Source organism: Streptomyces sp. NPDC031365, from assembly GCF_055569765.1.
The window spans coordinates 147615-160684 of sequence record NZ_JBVIIM010000015.1 but is presented as its reverse complement, the minus strand read 5'-3'; the positions used below and the strand labels follow the sequence as shown (position 1 = coordinate 160684).

Annotated in this window: 10 protein-coding genes and 1 pseudogene; 6 read left to right on the top strand and 5 right to left on the bottom strand. The window is 72.6% G+C overall.

The features are described 5' to 3' along the window. The first annotated feature begins 196 nt into the window (after positions 1-196). A complete protein-coding gene (locus ACZ5C2_RS22655; RefSeq protein WP_468793762.1) occupies positions 197-1060 on the top strand; it encodes a phosphatidylinositol-specific phospholipase C/glycerophosphodiester phosphodiesterase family protein in 864 nt (287 codons plus the stop codon). Positions 1061-1162: 102 nt separating this feature from the next. Then, positions 1163-1357 carry a hypothetical protein gene (locus ACZ5C2_RS22650; protein WP_468458865.1) on the top strand — a complete coding sequence of 65 codons (195 nt, stop codon included), beginning with the start codon at positions 1163-1165 and terminating at the stop codon, positions 1355-1357. Between the two features lie 21 nt (positions 1358-1378). Here the strand turns inward: ACZ5C2_RS22650 and ACZ5C2_RS22645 are convergent, their stop codons facing one another. Beyond that, on the bottom strand, positions 1379-1774 hold the full coding sequence (locus ACZ5C2_RS22645) for a luciferase domain-containing protein (protein WP_468793758.1): 396 nt from the start codon (positions 1772-1774) through the stop codon (positions 1379-1381). 114 nt (positions 1775-1888) lie between these two features. Here ACZ5C2_RS22645 and ACZ5C2_RS22640 point away from each other — a divergent pair. Then, positions 1889-2259: pseudogene (locus ACZ5C2_RS22640) on the top strand (DUF4180 domain-containing protein). 79 nt (positions 2260-2338) lie between these two features. On the opposite strand, the gene ACZ5C2_RS22635 reads toward ACZ5C2_RS22640, so the two are convergent. Together ACZ5C2_RS22635 and xylB are read right to left on the bottom strand one after the other, a co-directional pair. Further along, positions 2339-3547: an ROK family protein gene (locus tag ACZ5C2_RS22635; protein ID WP_468793755.1), complete on the bottom strand. Its 1209-nt coding sequence runs from the start codon at positions 3545-3547 to the stop codon at positions 2339-2341. A 261-nt stretch (positions 3548-3808) separates the two neighbouring features. Continuing rightward, positions 3809-5254: a xylulokinase gene (gene xylB, locus ACZ5C2_RS22630; RefSeq protein WP_468793753.1), complete on the bottom strand. Its 1446-nt coding sequence runs from the start codon at positions 5252-5254 to the stop codon at positions 3809-3811. Between the two features lie 113 nt (positions 5255-5367). On the opposite strand from xylB, the gene xylA reads away from it, so the two are divergent. Then, on the top strand, positions 5368-6534 hold the full coding sequence (gene xylA / locus ACZ5C2_RS22625) for a xylose isomerase (protein ID WP_468793749.1): 1167 nt from the start codon (positions 5368-5370) through the stop codon (positions 6532-6534). 466 nt (positions 6535-7000) lie between these two features. Further along, a complete protein-coding gene (locus ACZ5C2_RS22620; protein WP_468793746.1) occupies positions 7001-7471 on the top strand; it encodes a hypothetical protein in 471 nt (156 codons plus the stop codon). Positions 7472-8260: 789 nt separating this feature from the next. On the opposite strand, the gene ACZ5C2_RS22615 is transcribed toward ACZ5C2_RS22620, so the two are convergent. Then, positions 8261-10288, bottom strand: coding sequence for a HelD family protein (locus ACZ5C2_RS22615; protein ID WP_468793743.1), 2028 nt, complete (start codon positions 10286-10288; stop codon positions 8261-8263). Between the two features lie 1169 nt (positions 10289-11457). On the opposite strand from ACZ5C2_RS22615, the gene ACZ5C2_RS22610 reads away from it, so the two are divergent. Further along, positions 11458-11640: a hypothetical protein gene (locus ACZ5C2_RS22610; protein ID WP_468793740.1), complete on the top strand. Its 183-nt coding sequence runs from the start codon at positions 11458-11460 to the stop codon at positions 11638-11640. A gap of 4 nt (positions 11641-11644) precedes the next feature. On the opposite strand, the gene ACZ5C2_RS22605 is transcribed toward ACZ5C2_RS22610, so the two are convergent. Next, on the bottom strand, positions 11645-13030 hold the full coding sequence (locus tag ACZ5C2_RS22605; protein ID WP_468793737.1) for a tannase/feruloyl esterase family alpha/beta hydrolase: 1386 nt from the start codon (positions 13028-13030) through the stop codon (positions 11645-11647). Positions 13031-13070: the final 40 nt, after the last annotated feature.

The following is a 13070-nucleotide window of genomic DNA, read 5'->3' as shown; positions in this document are numbered from 1 at the left end:
TCCCCTCCCCTCCCCCCCCACCCCCCCCCCCCCCCCCCCCCCCCCCGCCCCCCCCCCCCCCCCCCCCCCCCCCCCCCACCACTGAGGTGAACGTACGACGGCGTGCCGGTCAACTCCCAACACACCACTGCTCCTTGGGCATGCCGGGACCCCATACTCGCGGGGGACCCGTACGGCACTTCCAGGGAGGCAGAGCATGGCCCTCACCACCCGCCGCAGAGCCCTCACCACCCTCGGCGCCGCCCTCGCCGGCAGCGCCACCCTCCCCGCGACCCAGGCGCTGGCAGGCGAACAGAGGCACCGTCCGCGCCCGTTGTGGCGTGCCCACGCCCACAACGACTACGAACACCCGCGTCCCCTCCTCGACGCCCTCGACCACCGGTTCGGCAGCGTCGAGGCGGACATCTTCCTCGTCGACGGCCAACTCCTGGTCGCCCACGACCCCGAGGACCTCGACCGGTCCCGCACCCTGGAAGCCCTGTACCTCGACCCGCTCGCCGCCCGGGTCCGGGAGAACCACGGTGCGGTGTACCGCGGACACCGCAGGCCGCTCCAGCTACTGATCGACATCAAGACCGAGGGGGCGTCCACCTACCGCGCACTCGACCGCCGTCTGCGCCGCCGTCGGCACCTGTTCACCACCTGCGCGCACGGCAGGGTGCTGCCCGGCCCCGTCACCGTCGTCATCTCCGGTGACCGTGCCGCCCGCGCGCCCATGGCGGCCCAGCGGGTACGCCATGCGTTCTACGACGGCCGGCTCACCGACCTCGGCACCTCCGCACCGGCCTCCTTCGTCCCGCTGATCAGCGACAACTGGACGCTCAACTTCACCTGGCAGGGTGCCGGCACCTTCCCCTCCGCCGAACGCCGGAAACTGCGCGCCATCGTGCGCACCGCGCACACGCGCGGGCAGCGGGTGCGCTTCTGGGCCACCCCGGACCTGCCGGGTCCCGCCCGCGACGCGCTGTGGGGCGAACTGGTGGCGGCGGACGTGGACCACCTCAACACCGACGACCTGGCAGGGCTGCAATCCTTCCTCGACGCCTACCGGAGGGCGTGACACCACACGTTCGGCGGACAGGTCAGCAGCCCTGACGAACCCTCCGCTACGCCACACTTGCGGCCGAACGCCGCGAAACGGATGTGGCGGAGGAGGTTGACGATGGCCATTTCCATCTCTGTGGTGCTGCTGCTCTCGGTCCTTGCGGTGATCTTCCTGCGCAACAGCGGGCTGAAGGTCTCCCACGCGCTGGTCTGCCTGCTGCTCGGGTTCTACCTGGCCAGCACCAGCATCGCGCCCACCATTCACAGTGGCCTCACGGCGACCGCCGACATCGTCGGCAGTCTGCGGCCGTGAGGCCACGCCGTCGGCCCCGGCTCAGCGCCCGGCCGCCCTGTCGCGCGGCAGCACCGTGACGCGGTGGTAGTTGCACCCGGTCGCCGCCGGCAGCGCGGACGGGGGCCGGTCATGGTGTGCCTTGAGGGCCACACTCACCAGAGTCAGCAGCAGGTCCACGTCCGTGGCGCAGTCCAGATGCACCGTCACCCAGCAGGAGTCCGGGACCAGCTGGATCGCACTCGATCCACCCAGGTCGTAGCGGAAACGCTGGATCGCGCGGTGGGTGAGGTGGAGATCCACGTCCCGCGCGGAATGGAAGTGGACGATCTCGTCACGGACGGTACGGAGCGCCTGCCCCGTACCGCATCCGGCCGGACAGGCCGAGAGGTCGGGCCAGGTGAGTAGTCGCTCCATGGCTCGGTGAACCGGTGTCATGCCCCCATAGTTGCCTGCTCAACGTCCGGCAACCAGGGGTTGGGCCATGCGCCATCGAGCGGTGAGGCGGCGGAGCCGGAGAAGCCCCGGGGAGCCCTGGCATACGATCAGGCCATGGCAGCCAACGATCTCGTGACCTCGCACGGCGTCACCGTTCTCGTCTGCGGCGAGGACGGACCGAAGCTGAGCGGTGGCGACACCGCCCTCGATCTGATCGGCGACGCCATGGGCTGTCACGCGGAGGTGGTGGCCGTCCCGGTGGAGCGGGTGGCCGACACGTTCTTCGCCCTGCGCACGGGCGTCGCCGGGGACGTGGTGCAGAAGTTCGTCAACTACCGCATCCGTCTGGTGATCGTCGGCGACATCGCCTCCCACGTGAAGGGAGCGACGCCCTGCGCGACTTCGTGGGTGAGGCGAACCGCGGCGGCCAGGTGTGGTTCGTGACCGACCGCGCGGAGCTCGAGGAGCGGCTGGCACCGGCCTGACGAGGTGGCCTCGGGCGGCGTGCGTCAGGCGGGTTCGGTGCTGGCCGCGCCGGGGTGACGAGGCGTTCCGGGGCCTTCGTCAGCCTTGTTCGGCCACGGCTGCCGGGTCGTCCAGGATCCCCCGGACCACCGAGTGTGCCGCGCCCAGCAGCGGGCCTTCGGGGCCCAGCGCGGACACGGAGACGGGGCAGGCCGGTCCGGCGGTACGCCGGGCCAGTTCGGACCGCAGGGAGGGCAGCAGCCAGGGCGCGAGCCCGGACAGGGCCCCGCCCAGCACCACACTCTCAGGGTCCAGCAGATTCACCGCCCCGGTCAGGGCGATCCCGAGCGCGGTCCCCGCGTCGTGCAGGGCGCGTCGTACCCCGGCGTCGCCCTGCACGGCGCGGCCGGAGAGGAGACCGACCCGGTCCTCGCCCGGCTCCAGCCCGGCAGCGCGCAGCACCGCCTCCTCACCGGCGTACTGCTCCAGGCAGCCCCGTCCGCCGCAGGCGCACGCCGGTCCGTCGGGCCACACCGGTACATGACCCAGCTCGCCGGCGAAGCCGCGGTTTCCGTGCAGCAGCCGTCCGTCCACCACGACCGCGGCACCGATACCGATCTCGGCGGACACATGGAGGAAGTCGCGCGGGGTGTCCTCTCCGAGCCACAGCTCCGCCAGCGCACCGAAGTTGGCCTCGTTGGCCACGGTGAGAGGGAACCGCGCGGGGAGCAGATCACCGAGATCCGTGTCGAGCCAGCCGAGGTTCGGGGCGCGCACCACGGTCCGGGCGTCACGGGCCACCAGACCGGGTACGGCGACGGCCAGACCCGCCGGCCAGAGTCCCTCGCCCTCCGCCTCGGCGACGACCCGGTGGACCAGCTCGGTGAGTTCCCCGAGCACGGGCTCGGCGGAGCGGTCCCGGTTCGGGACGTGCCGTACCGTCCGGGCCCGGACCCGTCCGCGCAGGTCGACCGCGCAGACCGCGAGATGGTCGACGCCGACCTCGGCGCCGATCCCCGCGGGGCCGTTCCCGCTGACGGCCAGTGCCGAACCGGGACGGCCCACGCGTCCGGGCCGTTCGGGTCCCAGTTCCTCCAGCAGGCCCGAGCGGATGAGCTCGTCGACCAGCGTGGACACCGCCGCACGGGTCAGGCCGATGCGTGAGGCGACGGCGGCCCGGGACAGCGGCCCCTCGGCGCTCACGGTGTGCATCACCCGTGAGAGGTTGCGGCGGCGCATGCCCTGCTGGGTGTCGGGCAGTGCGTGCCCCGGCCCGGCGGGCCGGGGCGTGTGCAGCGGTGCGCTCATTCCTCCGTCGTTCCTCGGTCTCTGCGGTCGTCGGTGTGCTGTCGGTCACCGCGGGCGGTCGGTCCGGGCCTGCGGGTCGGTGCCGGTCGGCCGCACTCGCTGATCGCTGTCCGCGAGGTCGGTGCGGGTCGGACGGTCCGGCGGGCCTGTGCCTGCCCGTCGACCCGCCACCGACCGGCAGGCACGGACCGGCAGGCACGGACCGGCAGGCACCGACCGGCAGGTGGACGCCGCCAGTCGGCGCCGGACCGGCGGGCGGCGTCAGTCGGTGGCCGTGGCGCGGTCCAGCAGCGGGGCCGCGTCGGAGAGTACCCCGGCCAGCCTGGAGAGGGTCTCCTCGTCCCGCTCCACCGCGTCCAGTACCGGTCCCGCCGCCGTGTTCCACCGCCGCGCGACAGCGGCCGGGTCCTCCCCGGTGAGCAGCCCGGCCGCCTGCGCCGCCGCACCGAGCGCGACCAGTTCCCTCGCTCCCGGCACCTGCACGGGCCGCCCCGACAGCCGCCGTACGGTCTGCTGCCAGGCCGCGCCCCGGGCGCCACCGCCGATCAGCAGCAGGGGCGCCGACGGGTCGGCGTCCTCGTCGAGGACCAGGTCGAGTGCGGCCAGCAGGGAGTACACGGCGCCGTCGTAGGCGGCCTGGAGCAGCTGGCCCCCGGTGGTGTCGTGCCGCAGGCCGTGCAGCAGGCCGGAGGAGTGGGGGAGGTTCGGGGTGCGCTCGCCGTCCAGGAAGGGCAGCAGGGTCACGCCGCGGCCGGGCTCGACGGCCTCGCGGTCCAGGCCCAGCAGGGCCGCGACGCGGTCGACGGCGAGCGTGCAGTTGAGGGTGCAGGCCAGCGGCAGCCAGTCGCCGCGCGCGTCGGCGAAGCCCGCCACCGTGCCGGTCGGGTCGGCCTGCCTGTGCCGGGACACGGCGTACACGGTGCCCGAGGTGCCGAGGCTCATCACCGGCGTGCCGGGACGCACGCCGAGGCCCAGCGCGGCGGCGGCGTTGTCACCGGTGCCGCAGGCCACCAGGGTGCCCCTGGAGAACGGCAGGTCGTGGCTGTCGCGCACGGTCCCGGCCACCTCGCCGGGCCGCACCACGCGCGGCAGCAGCGCCGGGTCGAGGCCCACCCGCGCGAGGATCTCCTCGTCGTACGCCTCCGTCCCGGACGCCCACCATCCGGTGCCGGAGGCGTCGCCGCGGTCGGTCGTGCCCTCACCCGTGAGCCGCTCGGTGAGGTAGTCGTGGGGGAGCCGGACCGCCCGGGTGGCGCGTACCGCGTCCGGCTCGTGCTCCGCCAGCCACGCCCACTTGGTGACCGTGAAGGAGGCGGCGGGCACACTTCCGGTGCGCTCCGCCCAGAACTTCGCGCCGCCCAGCTCCTCGACCAGCCGGCGGGCCTGCGGCGCGGAACGGACGTCGTTCCACAGCAGCGCCGGACGGACCGGCTCACCCTGCTCGTCCAGCGTCACCAGGCCGTGCTGCTGCCCGCCGATGGACACGGCGGCGGCCTCGTGCGCCGCCTCGCCGCACTGGCGCAGGGCCTCGGACAGGGCGTCCCACCACTGGCGGGGATCACTCTCCCGGCCCGCCCCCGAGGTCACCGTGTGCGGGGCCTGGCCGCTCGCGACGACCCTGCCGGTCGCCACGTCGACGACCAGGGCCTTGGTGGACTGGGTGGATGTGTCCACGCCGACGACGAGCGGACCCTCGGCTGCTGACATCGGTCTCTCCCTCTTCCGCGCTCCGGCGGGGTGTGTCTCTTCCCAGAACTGTTCCTGCATACTAATTTGTAAACCGCCATGACGAAATAGTCTCAGCAGCAAGGAGCCGCGGCATGAACTACCAGCCCACCCCCGAGGACAAGTTCACCTTCGGACTGTGGACCGTCGGCTGGCAGGGACGGGACCCCTTCGGCGATGCCACGCGGAGCGCCCTCGACCCGGCCGAGTCGGTCCGGCGCCTGGCCGAGCTGGGCGCCCACGGCGTGACCTTCCACGACGACGACCTCATCCCCTTCGGCTCGAGCGACAGCGAGCGCGAGGAGCACATCAAGCGGTTCCGGCAGGCGCTGGACGACACCGGCATGAAGGTGCCGATGGCCACCACCAACCTGTTCACCCACCCGGTGTTCAAGGACGGCGGCTTCACCGCCAACGACCGCGAGGTGCGCCGCTACGCGCTGCGCAAGACCATCCGCAACATCGACCTCGCGGTCGAGCTCGGTGCGCAGACCTACGTCGCCTGGGGCGGCCGTGAGGGCGCCGAGTCCGGCGCCGCCAAGGACGTCCGGGTCGCCCTCGACCGCATGAAGGAGGCCTTCGACCTGCTCGGCGAGTACGTCACCTCCCAGGGCTACGACATCCGCTTCGCCATCGAGCCCAAGCCGAACGAGCCGCGCGGCGACATCCTGCTGCCCACGATCGGTCACGCCCTGGCGTTCATCGAGCGACTCGAGCGGCCGGAGCTGTACGGCGTGAACCCCGAGGTGGGGCACGAGCAGATGGCCGGCCTCAACTTCCCGCACGGCATCGCGCAGGCGCTGTGGGCGGGCAAACTGTTCCACATCGACCTCAACGGCCAGTCCGGCATCAAGTACGACCAGGACCTCCGCTTCGGCGCGGGTGATCTGCGTGCCGCGTTCTGGCTGGTGGACCTGCTGGAGACGGCCGGGTACGAGGGCCCGCGGCACTTCGACTTCAAGCCGCCGCGGACCGAGGACTTCGACGGCGTGTGGGCCTCGGCGGCCGGCTGCATGCGCAACTACCTGATGCTGAAGGAGCGCGCGGCGGCCTTCCGCGCGGACCCGGAGGTGCAGGAGGCGCTGCGCGCGGCCCGTCTGGACCAGCTCGCCCAGCCGACGGCGGCCGACGGCCTCCAGGCCCTGCTCGGCGACCGGTCCGCCTTCGAGGACTTCGACCCCGACGCGGCCGCCGCGCGGGGTATGGCCTTCGAGCACCTGGACCAGCTGGCGATGGACCACCTGCTGGGTGCCCGGGGCTGAGCCCTCACCGCGGGGCGCGGCCGTCCCCGGCCAGTCGGGGTCGGCCGCGCCCCGCTCGGTGCCGGGGCGGGCACGCTCGCGTATGCGAGGGGCGCGGCCGTGTCCCCCCACGCAGGGCCGGTCCACCGCCCTCGCCCGCCGGACGCCCGAGAGCCACACCTCGCGTGGGCCCGCCCGGCGTGCGCCCGCCCGGTGAGTGTCCGCCCCTCGCGTGCGCCCGCCCGGCGTGCGCCCGCTCTGTGCATGCGCTCGTCCGGTCCGACCGCCCTGGCCCGCCCGCCGGTGCCGTGGGTTTGCGCCACGCCCACCAGGTGCCGCTGCGCTGTGCCACGCCCGCCGGGTGCCGCGCGCTGTGTGCTCCCCGCGCGGAGTGCGCCAGCACCGATCACGTCGGAGCCCGAACACGTAGCGGCTGCCCGCGCGGCGCCCTCGCGCCGGCACCGGGTCCGCGGCGACCATGGTGCGTATGGCCACGCCACCCGTACCGCCTCAGCAGCCGCCCGGCCCGCCGGGCGACGCACCGCCTCCGGGCGGCGGCTTCGGTCCGCCGTCGTACGGGGGCACGCCCTCGCCGCCCGGAGACGATGGCGGTGGCCCGGGACGCCGCCCCCTGGGACGCAGACTCCTGCTGGTCCTGCTCGCCGTGATCGTGGCCCTTGCGGCCGTCTCCCTCATCGTGTTCCTGGCCTCGGAGGGCGACGACCCGCCGGACAGGGTGCCCGGAGAGAGCAGCACGGAGACCGGTGGGCTCCCCACCGAGCTGCCTTCCGGACTCCCCACCGAGCTGCCCTCGGGCTTCCCGACGGAGCTCCCCTCCGGCCTTCCCACCGAGTTGCCGTCCGGCTTCCCCACGGAGCTGCCGAGCGGGCTGCCCAGCAACCTGCCGAGCGGGCTGGAGTCGCTGCTGCCGTCCCTGGGCGAGGTCGAACTGCCCTGACGCGGACGGCGGGCGGTCACTCCACGCCGTTACGCAGCGCCGAGGCGAGCGCGGTGCCGGATCCGGATCCTGGGCGGGGCGACCCGCCGGGACCCAGCGGCCGCGCTCCTTCCGGTAAGGCCACCAGCGTCCCACTACCCCGCCCGCTCCCGCACGGGCCGGCCTGCGGCCCGCCTTGAGCTGACCGTCGTCCGCAGCCGTGCACCCCACGCCGCCGACCATGCCCGGGCCCCATCAGCTCTGCGCGAAACCCCGGCCCTGCGCGGGCGGCAGCGCGGCGAAGATGCGTTCCGTGCCGGCCATGTCACCGTGGTACGCGTTCATCGCGGCCCCCGTCGCAGTGCGACCGGATCCGCAGGCTCGGCGTCTGTCAGTTCGGTGAGCGCCGCCTCGCCCGGTTGAAGGACAGATTCGGGTTTCGTTGGTGCCGACTTTTGACATGCGGGAGGGCGTCCGGTCTTCGCCCCGCCGGATTACCGGATCGAATCAGCGCTGTGCCGGTACGGGTAATCGGCGACGTTTTCGGGGCACACGGCGGAGACGCGGTGTAATGACGCCTGCCACCTGGTGCTGCTGCAGCGAACCCCTCGGACGGGTAGCACAGGTCGCGGACTCCGCCGGTCTCAGTCTGCGGGGACCGGGACCCGGTAGCCGGCTCCCTCGTCGGACGACGCACGCCGGAAGGCGGGACATCAGGCTGAGCAGGGAGGCCAGGGCCGCACGAGTGCGTACGTCGACGGCGCGCTGGGGCACTTGTGCGCCCGCGGCGACCACGCGGGCGCCGCGCCATCATGCGGGCTGGGTGGTGATGGTGCACAGGCGCTTGGTGGCCCGGGTCAGGGCCACGTACAGGTCCCTCTCCCCGCCGGGGCGGGCCGTGATGATCTCCTCGGGGTTCAGGACGACGACCCCGTCGAACTCGAGGCCACGTGCTTCGGACGCGGGCACGATGCGTGCGTGACCGGCGATGCCGTGAGCCGTCAACTGGCTCACCCGGGTGTCCGCGCAGATCACTCCCAGGAGTTCGTCCGGCTGCGCGGTGCTCTGGGCGCGCAGTTCCTCCACGACGGCGGTGACCAACCCGTCCCCATGTGTGGTCACGGTGCGCGGGCTCTCACCGCTGCGCAGTGACCGTGTGGGCCGCTGGTCCGGAGCGATCCGCGCGTGCAGGTCCCGGACGTTCTCCAGGATCTCCTGCGTGGTGCGGTAACTGACCGTCAGGTCGTGCAGTCTGAACCGCGTCCCGACATGCGGGCTCAGGGCTTCCTTCCAGTCGCGTGCCGTCGCGACTGGGCCTGCCTGGGCGAAGTCGCCCACGAGCGTCATCGCCTTTGCCGGGCAGCGGCGGACGATCATCCGCCACTGCATGGCGGTCAGTTCCTGCGCCTCGTCGACGACGACGTGCCCGTACGTCCGCTCAGGGGGGCCGTCGACCAGGCTCGCAGCCTCGTCCAGCAACGGCACGTCCGCATCGGTCCACGGGGCGTCCGGGCCACGCAGGAGAAGGGACCGCTCCTGCGGGGTCAGGGTCGGCAGGCGCTCGGCCAGGGCGTCGGCATCCGTCAGCAGTGCCTTCACGAGGTCGCCGGGTACCAGCCTCGGCCACAGCGCCTCGACCGCCCGGTCGACACCGGCGTCGTCGAGGAGATCGGCCCCGATGGCTTCCAGGTCCAGCTCGTGGACCGGCCCCGGGTCGGCGGCGCCCTCGGCACGGAACTGGGCCACCCCCGTGAACCGGTCGAGGTCAAGGCCTGTCATCTGCTCGGCATCGGCGTCGATCTGCTCCAGGAGGTCGCCCATGTCCCGTTGCATCGCCTCGGTGACGGCGTCGACCAGGAGTTCCTTGAACACCTGGCGCGCGGGGTTGTGGCCGGATGCGGCCGCCAGGGCGGCATCGCGTGCGGTGGCGACCTCCTTCTCGGACAGGTGGACCAGTTCCTGTCCGACCCGGACGGTGAAGTCACCGGCGGGGGCCTGGTGGTCCCGCAGCAGGCCGGCCAGGGCGTCGGCGAGGTCCAGGCCGCCCTTGAGGCGCGCCGTGTCGAACGGGTCCACCGCGTCCGTGGACACTCCGGCCAGTTCCCGGCAGGTCGCCAGTTCGACGTCGTTCTCCCCGAGCGAGGGAAGGACCTGGGAGATGTAGTTGAGGAAACGGGCGTTGGGGCCCACCACGAGGACGCCTTCCTCCGCGGCGCGCGGGAACGCGTACAGGACGTAGGCCGCCCGGTGCAGGGCGACCACCGTCTTGCCGGTGCCGGGCCCGCCCTGCACCACGGTCACCCCGCGGTGGGCGGAGCGGACGATCTCGTCCTGCTCGGCCTGCAGTGTCGCGACGGCCGAGTGCATCCTGCCCGTACGCCGTGCCGACAGGGCCTCGGCCAACGGGCCGTCCCCCACGACGTCCTCGTCTGTCGGAGCGGTCCCGTCGAGCAGTTCGTCGCTCACCGAGACGACCGTGCGCTCCTCCAGGCGCAGGTGCCGACGCCGCCGCAGATCCATCGGGTGGACCGGTGTGGCCTCGTAGAAGGGCCGCGCCGCGTTCGCGCGCCAGTCCACGAGCAGCGGCAGTTCGTCCTCCTCCGTGTGCAGTCCGATCCGCCCGATGCGCAGGGCCATGCCGTCCGTCCAGTCGATGCGCCCGAAGACCAGCCCCTTCTCGGCACCCTCCAGCCGGCCGATCTCCTTGGTCAGGCGGTCGGCGGCGATCTCTCTCTCGTACGCCTCACCGGCGCCGTCCGCCGGGGTCTTCAGCACACTCGCCCGGTTCGCCCGCGCCTCGGAAAGGCGCTCGGAGAGCAGCTCATACAACGAGGACACATAACCTTGCTCCGACGCAACCGCACGCTCGGCGGAATTGTTTTTGTTTGACAACAAGGGACTCCTTCGTCTCGAGCCGCACCATACGGCCAAAGCTCCCCTAAAGGTAAGTCTTGACTTACTTGCTGCGTTTATGTCCTTGCGGCTGAGCGCACTTCCTGTCATGCATTCCGGCGTTTCACCTTCATGCATTCTGTCGATTCCCTGGAATGCCGGTGATGTATTCCCGTGCGCGGAAAGCCGGTCAATCCACGGGAAAGGTTCGTGGTAGCTCGCAGTCCGCGTCGGGGCTGGCTCGCATTCCATAATGCGGACACTGGTGGTCGCCGTGATCCGGTTGTGTGACGCGGTGGGTCGGTGATGCCGGTTCAGGCCGCGGGCCCGGTGGTCCCGCAGGGTGGCGGCGAGTGCCGCGGGCTGCGCCTCGGGCGGCACGGCCGCGGCGAGCCGGCGGATCGGGTCGAGGTCCGCCGCCTCCGGCGGGCCGACGCGCCAGGCGTCGTGGCCGTCCGGGGGTAGGCCGGGCGGCAGGAGGCCGCGTGCCACGAGTTCTAGGGCGTGCAGGCATGTGGCGCCCCATAAAAGGGCGGCCCGGTGTCCCACGGCGCAGGGCCGGGCCCGTGCGACGACCGGGAGCGCGGCGCACACCGGCAGCAGGTGGCCGGCACCCGCACCGCCTCGGCCCTCGGCGGCGGGCAACATGACGGTCGACGCGTCCGGCCGACGCCCGGTCAACGGACGAGGGAGCCGAACCATCGGGCCGCCAGAAGGCGATCCGGCCGGTACGGGCCGGATCACCCGGTACGAACACCGTGGGGCAGCCGGCCGGTTCCGCGAGTGCGGAGGCGGATGCCGGGGGAGTCGTCTGCGCAGCGATGACGGGAGTCCTCAAACTTGACTAGTGAAGCCGGAGTCGCCGAGGGTACAGCATGAACGGCGCAAGACGGGTATGACTGAGCTGTGAGCCGCGTCACCGCGGAGTGCGTCGTGGGCTTCCCGCTCGGGAGACCGGCGGGCCTGGAGACCCGGCGGACCCGGGAGGCCTTGGCCTCGCAAGACCTTAGGGGTCGCATCTCAGGGGCATCTCAGGGTTGCGATCCGGAACCGTCGGAAGAGCGGGCCCGTTCTCACGACAGAGAGCGGCAGTGGCCGCGAAGGAGGCGACACTCATGTCGAAGAACGCCAAGATCGCCGCGGGGGGTGTGGCGGCCGGACTCATCCTGCTCTTCTGGCTGCCCTGGTGGGCCGCACTGCTCATAATCCTGGGAGTCCCGGCCGCCGCCTATCTCGCCCTCGACCCCGCGCAGCGGCGCAGGCTGCGCCGCGCTTCGCGAAAGGAACTGGGCCGCTGAGGCCCTACCGGGTCATCGTCCCACCGGCGCCCAGCGCGCAGGAGTTGACCACATCGCCGTCCGCGGGCCTGTCGATCGTCCCGTCCGCGGGCGGTGCGACTCCGCGCTCCACCCACGCGACCAGGGCGTCGAACGCCGAGCGGTAACAGGGCAGGATCGGCCGCAGCCGGTCCGGATAGGTGTCGTACAGACCGTCGACGTGTGTGCCGTCCTGCACCGTGTAGTAGCGGTGCAGCTGACCCCGGCCGCTCGACTCGATCATGCCGTCGTACACATCGGAGTCGACGGCCTTGGGCAGCAGTGCGTCCAGATCGCCGTGCAGGGTGATCATGGGGCGGCCGATCCGCCCGGTGAGCGCCACGCGGTTCACGGCACGGTGCACGGAGGCGGGTCGCGAGGCGTAGTCGTAGACGGCGTCCGAGGGGCAGGGCGCGAGGATCCGCTCCGGCGTCGACCCCGCGGAGGATCCGGGGCAGCCCGGGTCGTAGGCCGGGTCGAACTCGGCGCGGTAGATCTTCTGCGTGATGCCCCAGTACGCCTTCTCGTGGTACGGCCACAGGAACTCGGACCCGCGTGCGAAGCCCGCCGCGTACATGTCGTCGTCGGTCGCCTTGCCGGACATCCTGGCCACCGCCACCGGCAGGGAGGCCAGCGGCTGGCGCCCCCCGCCGGACCACAGCGTGCCCTCCCAGTCCACCCCGCCGTCGTACAGTTCCGGGTGGTTCTCCAGCTGCCAGCGGGTGAGGTAGCCGCCGTTGGAGACACCGGTCATGTACGTGTGGCTCGGGGCGTGCCCATAATGCTGCGCCACGGCGCGTCGCGCCGCCCGGGTCAGCTGCGTGGTCCGCGTGTTCCACTCGGCGACCGCGTCACCGGGCCGCCTGCCGTCCCGGTAGAAGTCGGCACCGCTGTTGCCCTTGTCGGTTGCCGCATAGGCGTACCCCCGCGCCAGTACCTGGTCGGAGATCGCCTTGTCGGTCGCGTACTGCTTGCGGTTGCCGGGCGCGCCGGTGACCACCAGCCCGCCGTTCCAGCGGTCGGGCAGCCGGATCACGAACTGCGCGTCGTGCGCCCAGCCATGGGTGTTGTTGAAGCGGGAGGAGTCCGGGAAGTAGCCGTCGATCTGCACTCCGGGCACGTGGGACGGCGACCGGGTGGCCGCGGCGGTCAGCCCCGCCTGGTCGGCCATGTCGGTGTACGGGGTACCGGCCAGACCCGCGGTGGTCAGATCGGCCAGACAGGCACTGCGCTGATGTGCCGCGCCAGGTACGGGCACCCGCTTGTGGCGCGCGCACTGGCCGTCCCCGGCCGCACCGGCCGGAGTCGGGGCGGTGAGGGCGGCCGCGGCGAGGACGGCGGCGAGCAACGGAACGCCACGGGAGGGGCGCATGACGGCCTCCGAAAGGACGGACAGCGGAACGGGGCAGGGG

Bases quoted from the DNA above. Each gene is read 5' to 3' on its own strand.
- ACZ5C2_RS22655 (WP_468793762.1), top strand. From the start codon at position 197: ATGGCCCTCACCACCCGCCGCAGAGCCCTCACCACCCTCGGCGCCGCC.
- ACZ5C2_RS22650 (WP_468458865.1), top strand. From the start codon at position 1,163: ATGGCCATTTCCATCTCTGTGGTGCTGCTGCTCTCGGTCCTTGCGGTG.
- ACZ5C2_RS22645 (WP_468793758.1), bottom strand. From the start codon at position 1,774: ATGACACCGGTTCACCGAGCCATGGAGCGACTACTCACCTGGCCCGAC.
- ACZ5C2_RS22635 (WP_468793755.1), bottom strand. From the start codon at position 3,547: ATGAGCGCACCGCTGCACACGCCCCGGCCCGCCGGGCCGGGGCACGCA.
- xylB (WP_468793753.1), bottom strand. From the start codon at position 5,254: ATGTCAGCAGCCGAGGGTCCGCTCGTCGTCGGCGTGGACACATCCACC.
- xylA (WP_468793749.1), top strand. From the start codon at position 5,368: ATGAACTACCAGCCCACCCCCGAGGACAAGTTCACCTTCGGACTGTGG.
- ACZ5C2_RS22620 (WP_468793746.1), top strand. From the start codon at position 7,001: ATGGCCACGCCACCCGTACCGCCTCAGCAGCCGCCCGGCCCGCCGGGC.
- ACZ5C2_RS22610 (WP_468793740.1), top strand. From the start codon at position 11,458: ATGTCGAAGAACGCCAAGATCGCCGCGGGGGGTGTGGCGGCCGGACTC.
- ACZ5C2_RS22605 (WP_468793737.1), bottom strand. From the start codon at position 13,030: ATGCGCCCCTCCCGTGGCGTTCCGTTGCTCGCCGCCGTCCTCGCCGCG.